At 41.5% G+C, this 15243-nt stretch carries 15 protein-coding genes and 5 pseudogenes; 6 read left to right on the top strand and 14 right to left on the bottom strand.

What is annotated here, in order from left to right:
- Nucleotides 1–31 precede the first annotated feature (31 nt).
- The 3 genes and pseudogenes from JCM19033_RS01310 to JCM19033_RS01320 form a co-directional block, all read right to left on the bottom strand.
- A complete protein-coding gene (locus JCM19033_RS01310) occupies nucleotides 32–823 on the bottom strand; it encodes a P-II family nitrogen regulator (protein ID WP_054634992.1) in 792 nt (263 codons plus the stop codon).
- Nucleotides 795–1545 (bottom strand): annotated as a pseudogene (locus tag JCM19033_RS01315) (DUF1538 domain-containing protein). The gene JCM19033_RS01310 and the pseudogene JCM19033_RS01315 overlap by 29 nt, the downstream one beginning before the upstream one ends.
- Nucleotides 1542–2233, bottom strand: a pseudogene (locus JCM19033_RS01320) (DUF1538 domain-containing protein). Before JCM19033_RS01320 ends, JCM19033_RS01315 begins: the two co-directional pseudogenes overlap by 4 nt.
- A gap of 163 nt (nucleotides 2234–2396) precedes the next feature.
- Between JCM19033_RS01320 and JCM19033_RS01325 the strand changes: the two are divergent.
- From JCM19033_RS01325 to JCM19033_RS01335, 3 genes are all read left to right on the top strand, one after another.
- On the top strand, nucleotides 2397–3071 hold the full coding sequence (locus tag JCM19033_RS01325) for a DUF4328 domain-containing protein (protein WP_054634993.1): 675 nt from the start codon (nucleotides 2397–2399) through the stop codon (nucleotides 3069–3071).
- Nucleotides 3072–3233: 162 nt separating this feature from the next.
- Nucleotides 3234–4199, top strand: coding sequence for an LCP family protein (locus JCM19033_RS01330; RefSeq protein WP_054634994.1), 966 nt, complete (start codon nucleotides 3234–3236; stop codon nucleotides 4197–4199).
- Nucleotides 4200–4301: 102 nt separating this feature from the next.
- Nucleotides 4302–5060, top strand: coding sequence for a (S)-benzoin forming benzil reductase (locus JCM19033_RS01335; RefSeq protein WP_054634995.1), 759 nt, complete (start codon nucleotides 4302–4304; stop codon nucleotides 5058–5060).
- 122 nt (nucleotides 5061–5182) lie between these two features.
- Here the strand turns inward: JCM19033_RS01335 and JCM19033_RS01340 are convergent, their stop codons facing one another.
- The 5 genes and pseudogenes from JCM19033_RS01340 to JCM19033_RS01360 form a co-directional block, all read right to left on the bottom strand.
- Nucleotides 5183–5497, bottom strand: coding sequence for a thioredoxin family protein (locus JCM19033_RS01340; RefSeq protein WP_054634996.1), 315 nt, complete (start codon nucleotides 5495–5497; stop codon nucleotides 5183–5185).
- Nucleotides 5498–5513: 16 nt separating this feature from the next.
- Complete coding sequence (locus JCM19033_RS01345) at nucleotides 5514–6110, bottom strand: CPBP family intramembrane glutamic endopeptidase (protein ID WP_054634997.1); 597 nt, start codon at nucleotides 6108–6110, stop codon at nucleotides 5514–5516.
- Between the two features lie 90 nt (nucleotides 6111–6200).
- Nucleotides 6201–6738 (bottom strand): annotated as a pseudogene (resA, locus tag JCM19033_RS01350) (thiol-disulfide oxidoreductase ResA).
- A gap of 159 nt (nucleotides 6739–6897) precedes the next feature.
- Nucleotides 6898–9371 (bottom strand): annotated as a pseudogene (locus tag JCM19033_RS01355) (heavy metal translocating P-type ATPase).
- Between the two features lie 172 nt (nucleotides 9372–9543).
- On the bottom strand, nucleotides 9544–10188 hold the full coding sequence (locus JCM19033_RS01360) for an SDR family oxidoreductase (protein WP_054634998.1): 645 nt from the start codon (nucleotides 10186–10188) through the stop codon (nucleotides 9544–9546).
- A gap of 135 nt (nucleotides 10189–10323) precedes the next feature.
- Between JCM19033_RS01360 and JCM19033_RS21790 the strand changes: the two genes are divergently transcribed.
- From JCM19033_RS21790 to JCM19033_RS01370, 3 genes are all read left to right on the top strand, one after another.
- On the top strand, nucleotides 10324–10464 hold the full coding sequence (locus JCM19033_RS21790) for a DUF1659 domain-containing protein (RefSeq protein ID WP_083465207.1): 141 nt from the start codon (nucleotides 10324–10326) through the stop codon (nucleotides 10462–10464).
- Between the two features lie 102 nt (nucleotides 10465–10566).
- Nucleotides 10567–10785: a DUF2922 domain-containing protein gene (locus JCM19033_RS01365; protein ID WP_054634999.1), complete on the top strand. Its 219-nt coding sequence runs from the start codon at nucleotides 10567–10569 to the stop codon at nucleotides 10783–10785.
- Nucleotides 10786–10863: 78 nt separating this feature from the next.
- Entirely contained in the window at nucleotides 10864–11049 is a 186-nt protein-coding gene (locus JCM19033_RS01370; RefSeq protein WP_054635000.1) for a YvrJ family protein, read from the top strand.
- A gap of 58 nt (nucleotides 11050–11107) precedes the next feature.
- On the opposite strand, the pseudogene JCM19033_RS01375 reads toward JCM19033_RS01370, so the two are convergent.
- The 6 genes and pseudogenes from JCM19033_RS01375 to JCM19033_RS01395 form a co-directional block, all read right to left on the bottom strand.
- A pseudogene (locus JCM19033_RS01375) lies at nucleotides 11108–12099 on the bottom strand (FtsW/RodA/SpoVE family cell cycle protein).
- Nucleotides 12033–12284 (bottom strand): hypothetical protein, encoded by a 252-nt coding sequence (locus JCM19033_RS24020; RefSeq protein WP_054635002.1) that lies wholly within the window; start codon nucleotides 12282–12284, stop codon nucleotides 12033–12035. Before JCM19033_RS24020 ends, JCM19033_RS01375 begins: the two are co-directional and overlap by 67 nt.
- A gap of 145 nt (nucleotides 12285–12429) precedes the next feature.
- Entirely contained in the window at nucleotides 12430–12588 is a 159-nt protein-coding gene (locus JCM19033_RS21800; protein ID WP_083465210.1) for a DUF1540 domain-containing protein, read from the bottom strand.
- Nucleotides 12589–12697: 109 nt separating this feature from the next.
- A complete protein-coding gene (locus JCM19033_RS01385; RefSeq protein ID WP_054635003.1) occupies nucleotides 12698–13051 on the bottom strand; it encodes a hypothetical protein in 354 nt (117 codons plus the stop codon).
- 44 nt (nucleotides 13052–13095) lie between these two features.
- A complete protein-coding gene (locus JCM19033_RS01390; protein WP_054635004.1) occupies nucleotides 13096–14220 on the bottom strand; it encodes a cell wall-binding repeat-containing protein in 1125 nt (374 codons plus the stop codon).
- A gap of 177 nt (nucleotides 14221–14397) precedes the next feature.
- Nucleotides 14398–15189, bottom strand: coding sequence for a FixH family protein (locus tag JCM19033_RS01395; protein ID WP_054635005.1), 792 nt, complete (start codon nucleotides 15187–15189; stop codon nucleotides 14398–14400).
- Nucleotides 15190–15243 lie beyond the last annotated feature (54 nt).

The raw sequence follows: 15243 nt of genomic DNA on the forward strand, positions 1-15243 counted from the left end.
TTTGTCAGAGGATGGGATTATTTAGGATGTATTATTTAGTGTTTTTCTTTGCTTTCATCTTCTTATCTGATTTAAATTTTTCATTAACCATCTTATTCAGAATGTGATTAATACCTACGGTCTTGTCCACTCCCAGGACAAAGGCAATTCCCTTTCCCGGCTTATCAAGTTCTGCTTTTTCTGTAATTGCCGTAAGAACCTGCTCAGTCTTGTTCCGGTCGATCAGTGTTAAGATGACTTCTTTTTCTGGTTCGATTGGGATTGAAAAGAGCTTTGCTTTTTCATGAATACCTGTTCCCCTGCCGTTTAAGATGGTCCCGCCTTCTGCGCCTGCCTCCCAGGAAGCATCTACTACTTTTTCTGATTGCCCCTTATTAACAATACTGACAATCAGATCGTAATGAATAGAGCTTTCTAAATACTCTTTTCCAGTATCTTCATTCACTATCCTCTCTCCCTCCCTTTCCGGATTCTTTTGTCCATCCTGAAGCTTATCCATCAAATGTACAATACCGCCTATGCCCTTTGTTGGAAGAACAAAGCTAATTCCATATCCAGGGCGATCCAGTTTTCCTGCAGGCACAATCCTGTTTAATGTTTCTTCTTCCTTCTCGTCTTCTATCAGTATAAGGACGACCTCTTTCTCAGGTTCATTAGTAATGCCCAGAATATTATTCTTTTCATGGATACCGGTTCCTCTTGCAAATAATATGGTCGCACCCTCAGCTCCCGCTTCCTTGGCAGCCTTTACTACTTTTCTTGCATAACCTTTTTTCAGAATCGAAACGACTAATTTATGCCTCAGATTTAATGTCATCTTCATTTTTCTTCTCCTCACGTCCATAAAGTAGGCCTAATGTTAAAACAGCTAAAATTGGAGCAAGGGCTACCATCGCAATCATACCAAATCCATCCAGCAAAGGATCTCTCCCTTCCACTGTCCCGGCGATTCCTACGGCCATCGCGAGAATAAATGTTACTGTCATTGGACCAGTGGCCACCCCGCCAGAATCAAAAGCGACAGATGTAAAAGTTCTTGAGGAAAACCTCATCATAACCAGAGCAGCCAGGTAGCCAGGAATAATAAAATACCACAAGGGTATTCCAACCAGAATTCTAACCATGGACAGGGCAATTGATATACCTACTCCAATTGACAAAGTAAACAATAACACTCTTTGGGAAATGTACCCGCCTGATACCTTTTCTACTTCGTGGTTTAGAATTCGTACGGCAGGCTCAGCAAAGGTAGCCACAAAACCCAGTACAAACCCGACTGGAATCAATATCCACCTGTTTGGCAGCTCGCCGAGAATTGCCCCCATGGCTTCCCCAGCCGGCAAAAACCCTATATGAACACCCTGAAGGAAAAAAGCAAGCCCAAAAGAACGTTAAAATAATACCTACACCGATATTAAGAAGCCTTTTCAAAGGAAGTTTCAGATAAATAAGCTGAAATAAAGCAAAAAATACGACAAGGGGGATTAATGCAAAAAAGACCTCAACTAACACATGGGAAAATCCATAAAATAAATTCTCAATCATCCACCAAACACCCCTATTAGCAAAACAGCAATAATCGGTCCGATAGATGCAAGGGCAACAAGTCCAAAACCATCGCTGGAAGCCGATTTTCCCCGGAGAACCGAAGCAACCCCTATTCCTAAAGCTAAAATAAACGGCACAGTCATTGGCCGGTGGTAACTCCCCCAGCGTCAAAAGAAATCGGAACAAAATGAGCAGGCGTGAAAGCAGCCAGTAAAAAGACAAGGCCATATCCTGCTGCAAGGAGGTAAGTAATTTTTATATTTAATATAATTCTGGCCATTGCCAAAGCGACAAAAACCCCTACTCCGGCTGCAACAGAATAAATAAGAAGGCTTCGAGAGACCTCTCCGCCGGAAACCAAATCCACTTGTAAGGCCAGTACCCTAACATCAGGCTCTGCCAAGGTAACCACAAAGCCTAATAAAAAACCGAAAAAGATAATTAAACTGATCTTTTTTGTCTTAGGCAGTGCGGCCCCTATCATTTCTCCTACAGGAAGCAGTCCTACGTGAACTCCCAGAAGAAATAAAATAAGACCAACACTTACCATCACAACCCCTGCCAAAAATTGAAAAAATATTTCAGCAGGCATCCATAAAAGTGAAAACTGAAGGATAATGACAACAAAAGTAATAGGAAGAACAGCTAACACTACTTCCATTACTGTGTTTTTAATATTTTGCACGTGTACCTCCTCAACTTTCCATTATTATACTCTTCTTACTTCCCCGCACTCCCCTCCACTCCCTGCCAATTATATTTTTTCTCTAACCTAACGACCCAAAATATTGTAGTATGGTCTATGGCAGGAATTTTTCCTGCTATGAAAAAAGTGCAAGGAGGACAATATGAAACAAGAAGCCCTACATAACAAACATTCAAAAGATCCTGGCCGAAGAGCAAAGGTTTCTGTTATTTTTATTGTTTTGACAATTGTATTTTCCATCATATCTATTGCAGCAAGTCTAATTGAAGCTGGTATTTTTAATGCGTACGATCCTGGCACAACGTTTGATCAGATTAGCAGCAGCGACATGGAAACACTCGGGATGATCAGTTTATTTATTCATCTGCCTAACACCCTCATATTTATGGTTTCAATCGTCTTTTACTTATTCTGGCTTTACCGGATGCATGAAAATGCCCGCATCATGGATCTTGAGGGAGTAGTTTATACACCTGGGTGGGGAGTTGCTTTTTATTTCATTCCACTCGTAAACCTGGTTCTCCCCCTCATATCTATGTTCCACCTTTATACCAGCCACCTGAAGCAAAAAAACAACAATCAACCAAATAAAGGACACACTTTGATTATTTTTGTCTGGTGGATCACGTTCATATCTTCTTACTTAGCATCAAATCCGGTAAATTTCTGGACAGAAGGAGAAACGATTGAATTCCTTCTGAACGACACCCAAAACTTTATTGTTTCAGAGGTTCTTTTCGTTCTATCAGGTATTTGTTTACTTATAGTGATGCGCAGATTAACCGCCCTGCAAAAAGAGCTTCTTGCGAAAAGATAAGTCTTGTTTTCTTCTATCCCTCTAATTAAGGATTTATCAAAAGTAAAAAAGGGGATAAGAGTACCATTGATCCTGCTTCTATCATACTTAGAAAAGGACTCTTGGCATGTGACAGTTATCACACAAATACTTAACATACGGTTTTCTTGAAAGGTAGATTACATGTGGAAAAAAATCACTCTTATATTTCTTTTATCATTCACACTGATATTTGGTGCAGCCGCAGGCTATGCTTTCTACCTTTATCAGCAAGCAGAACAAAGCATGGAACAGATGAATGAGAACTTTAGCGCAGAAACAGAACAACAGAGTACTCCCGAAGAAAGTGAATCTTTTTCCAGTGAACAGGAAGACGTGGATAATGACCTTACACAAGCTGACAGTGTAAGCTTCCTTTTAATTGGTATTGGAGACAGACCGGATGATCCAGGAAGAGCTGATGTGATTATGCCTGTTTCTGTGAATCAGGCTGATGAATCAGTTGTTATGTTCAATATTCCAAGAGACACACGAGTGGACATTCCTGGGAGGAATCAGCCGGATAAAATTAACCACACGTATGCCTACGAAGGAACTCCTCTGGTCGTTGAAACAACCGAAGAGTTTCTAGAACATGAGTTTGATTACGTGATCCAATCGAATATGAATGGATTTCGAGAACTTGTAGACGCCTTGGGAGGGGTTGAAGTAGATAATCCCTTTGAATTCGATCAAGGTGATGAAATAGGAGAGAATACTTACCATTATCCTGAAGGAACTATTGAACTAGATGGGGAACGAGCACTCCACTATGTGCGCATGAGGAGAGAAGATCCGAGAGGAGACCTGGGGAGAAACGAAAGACAGCGTCAGGTTATCGAAGCATTAGCTGAACGGGCTTCTTCTTTTCAATCTATTGTCCAGGCGAATCAATTGTTGGATATCCTCGGAAATAATATCGAAACAAATATGACCTTTGATGAGATACAAAGTATTTATCAGCAATACCAAGGGGCAGAAAGTAATATGGAAACATTTGAGCTAAGTGGTGAAAGTACAACAGAAAATGGAATCTATTACTATGACATTCCAGAGGAAGAAAGAAGAAGGGCTATTGCAGCATTTAAAGAACACCAGGAGCAGGAATAAAAGAAAGCTGTCAAACGAACAGCTTTCTTTTTTGGAAAAAGGATGCCAAAATCTGCTACCATGGCAACAAACCACTCTACTACCTCAAAGGAGGAATCGAAAATGAAGCATATTATTATTACAGGAGCTTCAAAAGGGATTGGACAAGCTGTCGCTTCCCGTTTTCTAAAGCCTGGTCATCACTTATTTTTGATATCGAGAACAAAGAGTACGGCTATTGTAGAAGAAGCCAAAGGAACAGGAGCAGCGGTTGACTTCTTTTCTGCTGACCTTTCTGATACTACCCAGACTGAGCAAGTAATGGAAGCTGTCTTTCAAGTTATTTCCCCCGAGGAGTCAAATGAAATTATTTTAATAAATAACGCCGGCATGATTGATCCCGTCTCTCCGGCTGAAAATACAAAACCAGCAGACATAGCAAAAAACATTCAAGTAAATCTAACAGCACCAATGATACTCACATCACAATTTATTAAGCACAGTAAGGAGTTTGAAGCGAACAAGAAAGTTGTAAATATTTCATCCGGCGCTGGAAAGCAGCCTATATATGGATGGACAGCGTATTGCAGCGCTAAGGCTGGTTTAGACCTTTACACGCAGACAGCCGCCCTCGAACAGGAAGAGCAAGGAAATAACCCTGTGCAAATCTATTCCTTCGCTCCAGGGATCGTGGACACTTCCATGCAGGAAGCGATTCGGTCAAGAACAAAAGAAGAATTTAAGGAAGTAGAACAGTTTCGCGCCTACAAGGAAAAAGGCCAGCTGCTTCCTCCGGAGAAAGCAGCTGAAGCGCTGGAAAACCTCTTAAACGATCCTTCTCTAAAAAACGGAAGTCTTCTTGATATTACTCAATTTCTTTAACAGTCTCCCCACCGATGTCAAACCAAACTACACATATCTGTTTGCTATGAAAAACGCTGTTATTTCCTTGGAAATAACAGCGTTTTTCTGAATTAACAAATATTTTTTATCATCCAGCCTCTTTACATGTTACGAAAAACCCTTTCCATCTCATCATAAGAAATAAACCTAGAGCCACGCCATACTTCTTTTCCACCTTTAAAGATCAGAATAGTAGGAGCTGCAAAAACCAGAAATTTCCCGGATACAGAAGGCACCTTTTCCAAGGAAATTTTGTTAACTATTACCGAGGAATACGCGTTCATGAAACTGGTCAGCTGCTGCTCAACTGCTTCACAGACCGTACACCGCGGCGCCTTGATTAAAAGTAAAAAGGCTCTTTGCATGTTATCATCAAGGACGTTCTCAAGTTCTTCTGCCGATGTGATCTCTTGCAAATCACTTCCCCCTTCCCTATCTTTCACTTTCTATAGGTAGAATTCTATATTTAATTGCATAAGAGATTACTCCGTTATATACAGCATGAGCCATAATCGGAGCCCATAACGTTCCTGTCTGAATAAAAAGCCAGCCAAGAAATAATCCCATCATCAGAACAATGGTATGCATAACCAAACTACCTTTGTATTGGGGAATATGCAAAGCCATAAAAACAAGAGAAGATATCAAAAGTGCCCATATTTCATTAAAGTGAATCCAAAGTAAGCCAAGAAGAACTCCTCGAAATAAAAACTCCTCAGAAACCCCTGCCCCCCAGGCGATGGTAGCTATGCCGAACCTTTTATTCATTAATTGCAGAATCAAGGTTGTTTGTTCATTTTTTGGAAAGGAAGCCCGGCTGAACTTATAGACAAGCCAGGTAAGGCCCGCAAAAATTCCTCCGCCGGCTATCCCTGCGATAAGCTCAAAAAAAATATTCTCCACGCCAAAAAGAGACAGGAGATAAAACCATCTTTCATCTCCCATACCAAAAATTAGGATCATAAAGCCAATGAAAATAAAGATAAAAAAACCTGCCCACACTGCTTTAAAAGTAATATCTCTTTCCATATTTTCGTCCCTGCCTATCTAAGATCACTCCCTTTTGAAAATGCCACCCGGCTTCATTAAAAACCGGGTGGCACAGCTAGTTGTTATGTCTTATGTGGAAGGAGCTATTCTTTCCATGTATTCTGCTACATGCTCTTCTGTCATTCCACCAGTGATAATATCCACTACTTCCCCTTCTGCGTCAATTAAAAAAGTAGAAGCAAGGGGCCTACACCATAATGGTCAAGAACAGCCTGATCTTCATCTAGTAGTATAGGAAATGTTAAGGCATGCCGGCTGACGAAACGATCAACCACCAAGTCAGACTCTCCAACATTTACTGCTAAAATTTCAACTCCTTGATCTTCATACACCTCATATTGGTTTTCCATGTATGGCATTTCGTCTTCACAAGGAGGACAAAATGTTCCCCAAAAGTTTAAGAACACACCCTGTCCTTCATAATCTGCAAGCTCTACCTGTTCCCCTTCCATATTGTAAAGGGAGAAATTCGGGGCAGCATCTCCTTCTTGAACAAGAGTTTGTTCTTCTTGTATAAAGTTTGTATAAAATACGTAGCAAGTGTTATGGCCAATACCCCAAGGACAGAAGAGCGCATAATAAATCTACGCTTCTTTGACATACTCATCCCCCAATTTTTCTATTCCAAGTTGATGGTTCCTATTTTCTCATGAATAGGACAGGCACTTCAATACATACACACTGTCTTCAGATAAATGTCACGTTTCAGTTGTATAGAAACATGCCTCAATAGAAAGCGAGGCATGCCTTAACGCCCTTCTTCATCTTACCTGGAAGGCACTGCTTTGAATCTTCGAAGCCTCAAAGTATTTAACAGCACAGATACAGAGCTGAAAGCCATGGCTGCACCAGCGAGCATCGGATTTAACAGAATTCCTGCAGGAGGGTACAATAAACCCGCAGCTACCGGAATCAAAAGAATATTATACCCAAAAGCCCACCCAAGGTTTTGCCAGATCATTCTCATCGTAGCTTTTGACAGCTTAATAGAAGTAGCCACTTTTTCAATATTTCCCTGCATCAACGTGATACTCGCAGTTCCATGGCCACGTCTGTACCTGTGCCAATAGCTATGCCGACATCGGCTTGTGCCAAAGCTGGAGCATCATTAATGCCGTCTCCAACCATTGCCACTTTTTTTCCTTCCCCTTGAAGTTTCTTTATCTCAGCTGCTTTATCTTCTGGAAGAACCTCCCCAATAAAACGTGTAATCCCAGCCTCTTTGGCAATGGCTTTAGCCGTTTTTTCATTATCGCCAGTAAGCATGACCACTTCTAAATTCATTTGGTGAAGAGAACGGACAGCGCTTGCTGCATTTTCTTTCAAAGTATCAGCAACAGCCACCAGACCTGCAAACTTCCCGTTAACTGCAACGTACATAGGGGTTTTCCCTTGTTCAGCTAACTCAGCAGCTTGTTCGCTATAGTCTGAAATATCTATGGTTCGTTCCTTCATCAGCTTCTCATTTCCAACTAATACCTTGTTTGAATTTAAATTTGCTTCAAGTCCGCGCCCAACAAGTGCCTGAAAATGATCAGGGTCCTGCAGGGAAAGTTTTTTTTCCTTTGCTCCTTCAACAATCGCTTTTCCCAGCGGATGCTCTGACCCTTTCTCAACAGAGGCAGCCTGTGTTAACAATGTATCTCCATCAAATCCTTCGGCCGGGAGAACATCTGTCAGCTTAGGCTTTCCTTCTGTAATGGTCCCTGTCTTATCCAGCACCACAACATCTACCTTATGGACGCGTTCAAGGCTTTCCGCATCTTTAATCAAAATTCCATTGTCAGCCCCTTTTTCAGTGCCCACCATAATGGCTGTAGGAGTTGCAAGCCCTAAGGCACAAGGACAAGCAATAATCAAGACAGCAATAAAAGTTGTCAAAGCAAAAATAAACGTCGGCTCAGGCCCGGCAAAAAACCATATGACAAACGTGAGAAATGCAATGAGTACAACCGCAGGTACAAAATAGGCAGATACAACGTCAACAACCCTCTGTATCGGAGCCTTTGATCCCTGTGCCTCATTTACCATCTTTATGATTTGTGAAAGAGCTGTTTCCTTTCCTATTTTCGTCGCCTTAAAAGTAAAGTGGCCCGTTTGATTAATTGTAGCACCAATAACTTCATCCCCTTCTCTTTTCTCTACAGGAAGGGATTCACCAGTTAACATGGATTCATCTATTGAAGAAGCACCCCGAGTCACAGATCCGTCAACAGGAACTCTTTCACCAGGCTGAACACTTATCAGATCACCAACCTGAACCTCCTCCACCGGCACCTCCATTTCTTCATTTCCTCTTACAATTCTCGCAGTCTTGGCTTGCATATTCATAAGCTTCCTGATGGCTGTAGATGTTTTCCCCTTGGCTTTCGCCTCAAAATAACGACCTAAAAGAATTAACGTGGTGATAACTGTTGTTACATCGTAATAAAGTTGATACGGAAATCCTGCAGCGGTCAGTGTATCCGGGAATAGGGTCATTGCCCCGCTGTACAGCCAGGCAGAAGTAGTTCCCATCGCTACCAATACATTCATATCCGCTGACCCATGCTTTAACACTTTATAGCTGTTGTGGTAAAAACGCCATCCAGGACCCAGCTGCACATATGTTGTTAAAATCAGCAATAAAAATGGGGAAGAGAGCCAGGCTGGGACCCAGTTTCCCCACCCATGCATCATATGGGGTATACTTCCAATTAGTACAATGGTGGTCACAACGGCACTCCATAAAAAGCTCTTTTTAAGGTGAGATGCCTCTTCTTCCTGAGGATCATTTTTCGCTTCTTTCTCTTGTACTTTTGTATTGACCACTGATGCAGAAAACCCGGCTTTTTCTATGCTTTTTTCTATCTCACCGGCCGGGACTGCTCCTTTGTATGTTTCCACTTGTGCCTGCCCGGCAGCCAGGTTTACACTGACGGCCTGAACTCCGTCTTTTTTGGATATCATCTTTTCTATTCGGTTCACACAGGAGGCACAGCTCATTCCTTCTATCTTAAATTGAAGATTTTCTGTCTGTTTGTCTATGTTATCTGCTGGTTCCGCTTCAAAGCCTGCTTTCTCCACAGCTTTTTGTACAGCGTCCTGATTTATTTCTTCCTCTGCTGTTACCATAGCTTTAGAGGTTGCCAAATTAACATGTACAGATGAAACTCCTTCTATTCTCGAAACAACTTTCTCTACTCTATTCACACAGGAGGCACAAGTCATCCCCTTAATGTTGAATTCTTGTTTTTGCAACTGTCTCTCCCCCTTTCTTCTCTATTTTAAAGAAAAAACATAGAATTGGGTTATTTTTTGCTTACCATCATTATTGTATTTTTTAAATATGAAGAATACATGAAGAATACCATTTTCTTATGCACGAAAAAAAGTCCCGATCATTACGACCGGGACTCCATCTCATTAAACCTTATACATGCTGAATAGCTTCTTCCAGCAGTGCTTCACCATTTAGAATCTCAAACACTTTGTGGTGGGTATTTTCCTTATCTACCGTTTCAAAAACGACATGACCTACGTCCCCACGAGTGATTTCCCCGTTTCGATGTCCGATTTTCTCCTCTATTAAAAGCTGCCCTGTCGGGTCATCATTGGTAAGAGGACCAGGTCTTACAATCGTATAGTCCAAACCGCTAGCTTTTAAGTGATCATCTGCTAATTTTTTTGCTACCACGTAGTGACGCATTTTTTCCGGGGCTTCCTCCGGATCATCTACATTAATTGAACTTATCATTACAAAACGATTGACTCCTTGCTTCTTCGCTTCATCAATTGTTTTAATTGCCCCCCATAAATCAATGAGCACCGTCTTATCTGCACCTGTATGAGGACCGGAACCGGCTGCAAATATCACTGCATCTATCCCTTTAAATGCATGTGAAATATCTCCTTCCAAATCTGCTATCACTGTTTCTGCGGCGCCAAGCTCTTTGAGCTCTGAAGCCTGTTCTTCCTTCCGAATCATCGCGACAGCTTCGTGTTTATCGGAATCCTTAAAGTGACGGAGACTATGTCTGGCCACTTTTCCATTTGCTCCAACAATAAGAACTCTCATTACTCCACACTCCTTTTTATATCAAGTGATATTTCCCTCCTTTTCACTTTGCCAAACCATACACTTATCTTTTACATTTCTTTTCCTCCTTCTTCAGTCATAGATGCTATTTAGATAGTGAAAGGGGGTGAGAAAATGAACGAATTGACTCTTGATTCACGTCTAACCATCGTTTTTGAAACAGGCACTGACCTTGAAGGGAAGCCCACGTATATGAGCAAACATTTTAATAACATTAAAACAGACGTTTCCAACGAAGTCTTATCAGTATTGTAGGGACCCTCGCACCACTGCAGGGATATACGGTTATCAGTTCTTACCGTGTAAATCAATATGATCTGGCCCAATAACCTTTAACACAAGAAGGAGGAGAACAAAATGACAAAACGCTTGGAATTACGTTTCGAAAACGAGCTGGGTAACATCGTGACGATCGCTCTCGATAACCCCCTGGATAATTTGACTGAAGAAACAGTCAGTGCTGCCATGGATGCTGTCATTGCAGGGAATGGATTCATATCAAGTGGAGGTAATCTCGTGGCAAAACGAGACGCTCGCATTGTGAGTCGTTCGGTAGACACAATTTTTGCAAGCTAATTGCATGGTTTTCTATGCCCCAAAACAATATTGTTTTGGGTTGATTTTTTACTCTGCAGGGAAAGGAAGGCACAGAAAATGGAGACTTGGTTTACAGCAATAGGTGATTACAGCTTTGCCGTGGTCATTTCTTTTTATCTGCTGTACCGGATGGAAAAGAAACTTGACACCTTAATCAAAGCTGTTGAAAATATGACCAGTAAGCTATCCTTACACTCTCAGTCGACAATTGAACCACAGGAGAGTTCAAAAAAAATAGGTTAAAAAAAGCCCTTTTTGGCAGCCGGTTAAATTAAACTCACCAGCGCCAATCAGGGCTTTTCTATTGCTTGTTACTATCAAAGAAATACGTCTTTGAATGATACCTTACACTTAAAACAATTCCTATGGCGAACATGGTAGCCATAAGAGAGCTTCCTCCGTAACTTAATAAAGGCAGGGTGAAGCCTGTAACAGGAAGAAGGCCGAGATTCATGCTACATTTTGGAACACTTGAAAAGCGAGCATTCCTATAATTCCAGCGCATAGATAGGTCCCAAAGCTATTATGACAGCGAAGAGCTGTCATCATAATCTGGTACAATAGGACAAAATACAGCGTAATAACGAATGCTGCCCCAAGAAAGCCATGTTCTCCTCCGATAACTGCAAATATAAAATCCGTGTGAGCTTCGGGAATGTAAACATCTGCTTCGGGATTGCCGTACAGCCTTCCTGATCCTATGGCTGTCATAGCCTGCATCGTATGGTATCCTTCATCTGAAAACTCGGCAGGGTTTAACCATCCATAAAACCTTCTCACCTGATAGTCAGAGATATTACTAAAAAAGTACTGTTCAACTAAGTGAGGAAAACGAAAAAATGCACCGATAAAGCCGATGATCATTAATATCGGCCCGCCAATGATGACTGACACCAATTTATATGAAATTCCTGAAACAAGAATTAAGGAAACAAAGATAGCAGCCGTCATCATTACCATCCCCATGTCAGGCTGGCGCTGAAGTAAAAACACCGGAGGAATAATAATGAGGATCATTTTGGCCAACAGCCAAAAATCAGCTTTCAGGCTATTTTCCGTTTTATTGAGGTTATGTTTGTAAATCACAGTGCTTAATGTAATGATGAGAAAAATCTTCACTAGTTCTGAGGGTTGGAAAGATCCTATAACAGGAACCCTGAACCACCTTACAGCCCCCGCAATGGTTGGTGCAATCGATTGAGGAGCAAGTTCTAATACAAGCAGCATTAGTAAGCCGATCCCGTACAGCACCCAGGAGATGTTCGCATAGTATTCAAAGTCAAAATGCAGCACGCAATTGCCAAACCAAAAGCTACAAAATAAAAAATCAGCTGCCGAACAGCAAAATTGTCACTATACTGTGGCATCTGCTGAGCATAAAAAATATATAAGCAGCTGACCACTGCAAATAAGAAAAGAACAAAAAGCATATTGATATCATACTGTTTTTCATTTGTTTCTGTATTTAATCCAGCCACCAGGCCATCACCTTAATTCTTCTAAAGTCTGATAAAAATAATACACCATTTTCCCCTTTACGTATAGAGGTAAGAAGTCTGTATCCTCCCTCAATTATGACTATATAATTACAAAAAGGGATGCTGAAAAAGCATCCCTTTTTTATTAATGTTGTTCAGGTTGAAAGGTTTTACAATCTGTTTCGTGTTGGTCTTCAGCTTCCTTTCCCGTGTGGCTCACTACATAAATTCGGTCTGCCGCACACTTATTACCTTCATCCCAATACGTACAGTTGCTTACTTCACAAAGCACATCCACTGCCATGATGAAATCCCCCTTTCGATACTTAACATGTCTTAAGCCACGTGAATCAATGCTAGTAAAACAAAGGAAAGAAGGATTTTACTGGTCATTCATGATAAAGAGGGTGTCCTTACTCATCATTCTCTTCGTTGTCTATTTCATTTTCATTGTTGTCTTCTTCATCACCAATTTCATTGTCGTTTTCACTTTCATCTAAATCAGAGTCCTCATCTTCTGAGCTTTCTCCTTGTTCGTCTTCATCCTCTGTTCCGTGAGCGCCATGAGCATCTTCTTCATTCTCTGGGGCTATCTCCAGCTTTTCATCAATGATGCCTTGCTGTTCGAAAGAAATGGTCTCAGTGTCTCCCATTACGTACGCATGACTATAAGGACCTTCCATTGGATTTTCTTCATACAATGGTTTCAATTCAGCTAAATATTCATATACCTCTTCGTTCAGTTCACCCTCTTCAAGCCAAACCATTGGAGCATGTTTACCTAGATGGCCAAAAGGAGCGGCTGCAATCGCTATGCTTGGTGTTTCCGTTGATACAAAGGAAACACTTTTACCTGGCTCATCAGCTCCCCATCCAAAGTCATTATCATCATCCTGTATTGAGCAAAAGCAATGGAAAGCTCTGTCGGATCTTGTCCCTCAATGCGTTCCACTTCACCGGCTGCCTCTAAATCCTCCACAATCTCCTCTGAAATCACATCTTCCGAGCCAAGGACGTACATTTTCACATCTTCTCTTCCTTCTATCGCTTCAGCGGTTTCTGAAGGAATCTCTCCTTCCTCTACATAGAGGAGCGGCTCATCCATATGCGAAATCCAATTTCCGGCTGTAATGGTCAGTTCTTTATGTTCTTCCTCCATAGAACCGATCAAAACAGTCTCACTGTATTCACCAGTGGTTTCGGCAAAATAATCATCAACCTGCTTGGCAAAGGCTGCGTGGTTGTTTTCTTCATTAATTGAGTCTACTTCATAATCGTTTAACTCCTCCTCAATGTTTTCACTTTCTTGACCAACAATAAGCACTTCTGTTCCATTTTCATTCCCCTGAGGGTTGAGACGTTCTATTTCGTCAAGAACATCATCTGACAGCTCACCATTTTCTGTAAGTAAGATCGGCCCGTTATTTGGGTGATGCACCAGGTGTAAGCTTGCCAAAGCTGCCTGCCACTCCCCCTCTGGAGCAAGAATGACTGTTCCTGGCTGGTTTTCAGAATGTGTAGCAGGCCAAAGTGTTTGAGATGCCATGATTGAAAAAGAGACAGGGTCTTCTTCATTAAGGCGGGTTACATTTTTTGTACTATCCGTCATTACATTCTCGGAAGCTTGCTCATTCAATTCCTCTGGCTCTTCAGCTATTTCTGAACGGTCTCCTTCTTCATTATTATCATCCGATTCAATATCTCCGTTTTCCTCTTCTTGGCTGTCATCATCTTCTTCATTATCAATGTCTTGATCGTTATTAATATCTTCACTTTCTTCTTCACCGTTTATTTCCTCAACATCTTCTCCGCTGGTTTCTTCTCCTTCTGCTTCATTCTCCAAATCCGAACCTGCTCCCTCATTACATGCCGTCGCAAAGATTAACACAGACCCCATGCTTAAGGTTCCAAACATACGCAAAGCTGTTTTTTTCATAAATATGTTCCCCTTTCTAAGTTGCTTATTCTCTCCCTTCCCGCTCACATTAACTTTTAAAATAAAAATTTATCAATTTTTTATATAACTCTCTAAATTCATTTCGTCTGTCCTTAAGTTTTGGGGGGTTCTACCAAAAAAGCCCGCCGAATGGGCAGACTTTTTCAACGTGAAAAATTATTTAACTTCAACACTTTCTGATATGTGCTCATGAAGTTCCTCATTCTCAATATGAATGACGATATGATACTCTCCTTCTTCTTCAAATAAATGATCTGCATGATAGCTCCCCGGATCTATTTCATCTGCTTTCACCCAGCTATGAGCCTCGTCTCCATGCTGCCAAATTTCAAACTGTACTTCAGCTTCTGTTAATGTTTCATTTTCCTTTTCAATGTCTGCGATTAAAGATAAGGATTCCCCGTCTTCTTCCCCTTCTTTTGCAGCAAAATCAACGGATAGGATATCAGAATCGTGCTCATGATGGTGGTCATGGTCGTGGTCATCTCCGTCTTCGTGATCCCCGTGGGCGGAGTGCTCCTCTTCAGCGTCTCCTGTCGAAATGGTTTGAGTCGGCATCCTATGCATACCTCTGGCTGTCACATGCGGCTGTATAACAAACTCACCAACTTCTTCAATGGTGTAAGGAGCAGTATATATACCCTCATTTACGTCAGTAGCTTCCACCATATCACTTTCTTCTTTTTCGCCTTCTTTCCAAACTTCAAATACAACCTCATTTGCGTCGTTTACTTTTTCGTCCCCCTGAGTAACAAGCGCTTTTAGCTCAAATTCTTCTCCTGGCTCTTGAGATTTCTCGGTTAAAATTTCAACTTCAATTGCTTCCACTTGTTCCTCGCCGCTTGCAGGCTGCTCTGATTGCTCCTGTGCCTCTTCTTGACCTTGACCACATGCTGACAATACTCCAAACGCTATCAAGGCTGGCAGTGCTGTATGTAAAACTTTCATTTTATTTCCCTCCTATGACTAGGTTGTCATAGCCTATCATATCCGAAACTCACA

It is taken from the genome of Thalassobacillus sp. C254 (assembly GCF_001310615.1).

What these genes read in the sequence shown, in the direction of transcription:
- JCM19033_RS01310 (WP_054634992.1), bottom strand. Translation starts at nt 823, where the DNA reads ATGAAGATGACATTAAATCTGAGGCATAAATTAGTCGTTTCGATTCTG.
- JCM19033_RS01325 (WP_054634993.1), top strand. Translation starts at nt 2,397, where the DNA reads ATGAAACAAGAAGCCCTACATAACAAACATTCAAAAGATCCTGGCCGA.
- JCM19033_RS01330 (WP_054634994.1), top strand. Translation starts at nt 3,234, where the DNA reads ATGTGGAAAAAAATCACTCTTATATTTCTTTTATCATTCACACTGATA.
- JCM19033_RS01335 (WP_054634995.1), top strand. Translation starts at nt 4,302, where the DNA reads ATGAAGCATATTATTATTACAGGAGCTTCAAAAGGGATTGGACAAGCT.
- JCM19033_RS01345 (WP_054634997.1), bottom strand. Translation starts at nt 6,110, where the DNA reads ATGGAAAGAGATATTACTTTTAAAGCAGTGTGGGCAGGTTTTTTTATC.
- JCM19033_RS01360 (WP_054634998.1), bottom strand. Translation starts at nt 10,188, where the DNA reads ATGAGAGTTCTTATTGTTGGAGCAAATGGAAAAGTGGCCAGACATAGT.
- JCM19033_RS21790 (WP_083465207.1), top strand. Translation starts at nt 10,324, where the DNA reads ATGAACGAATTGACTCTTGATTCACGTCTAACCATCGTTTTTGAAACA.
- JCM19033_RS01365 (WP_054634999.1), top strand. Translation starts at nt 10,567, where the DNA reads ATGACAAAACGCTTGGAATTACGTTTCGAAAACGAGCTGGGTAACATC.
- JCM19033_RS01370 (WP_054635000.1), top strand. Translation starts at nt 10,864, where the DNA reads ATGGAGACTTGGTTTACAGCAATAGGTGATTACAGCTTTGCCGTGGTC.
- JCM19033_RS21800 (WP_083465210.1), bottom strand. Translation starts at nt 12,588, where the DNA reads ATGGCAGTGGATGTGCTTTGTGAAGTAAGCAACTGTACGTATTGGGAT.
- JCM19033_RS01385 (WP_054635003.1), bottom strand. Translation starts at nt 13,051, where the DNA reads ATGGTTTGGCTTGAAGAGGGTGAACTGAACGAAGAGGTATATGAATAT.
- JCM19033_RS01390 (WP_054635004.1), bottom strand. Translation starts at nt 14,220, where the DNA reads ATGAAAAAAACAGCTTTGCGTATGTTTGGAACCTTAAGCATGGGGTCT.
- JCM19033_RS01395 (WP_054635005.1), bottom strand. Translation starts at nt 15,189, where the DNA reads ATGAAAGTTTTACATACAGCACTGCCAGCCTTGATAGCGTTTGGAGTA.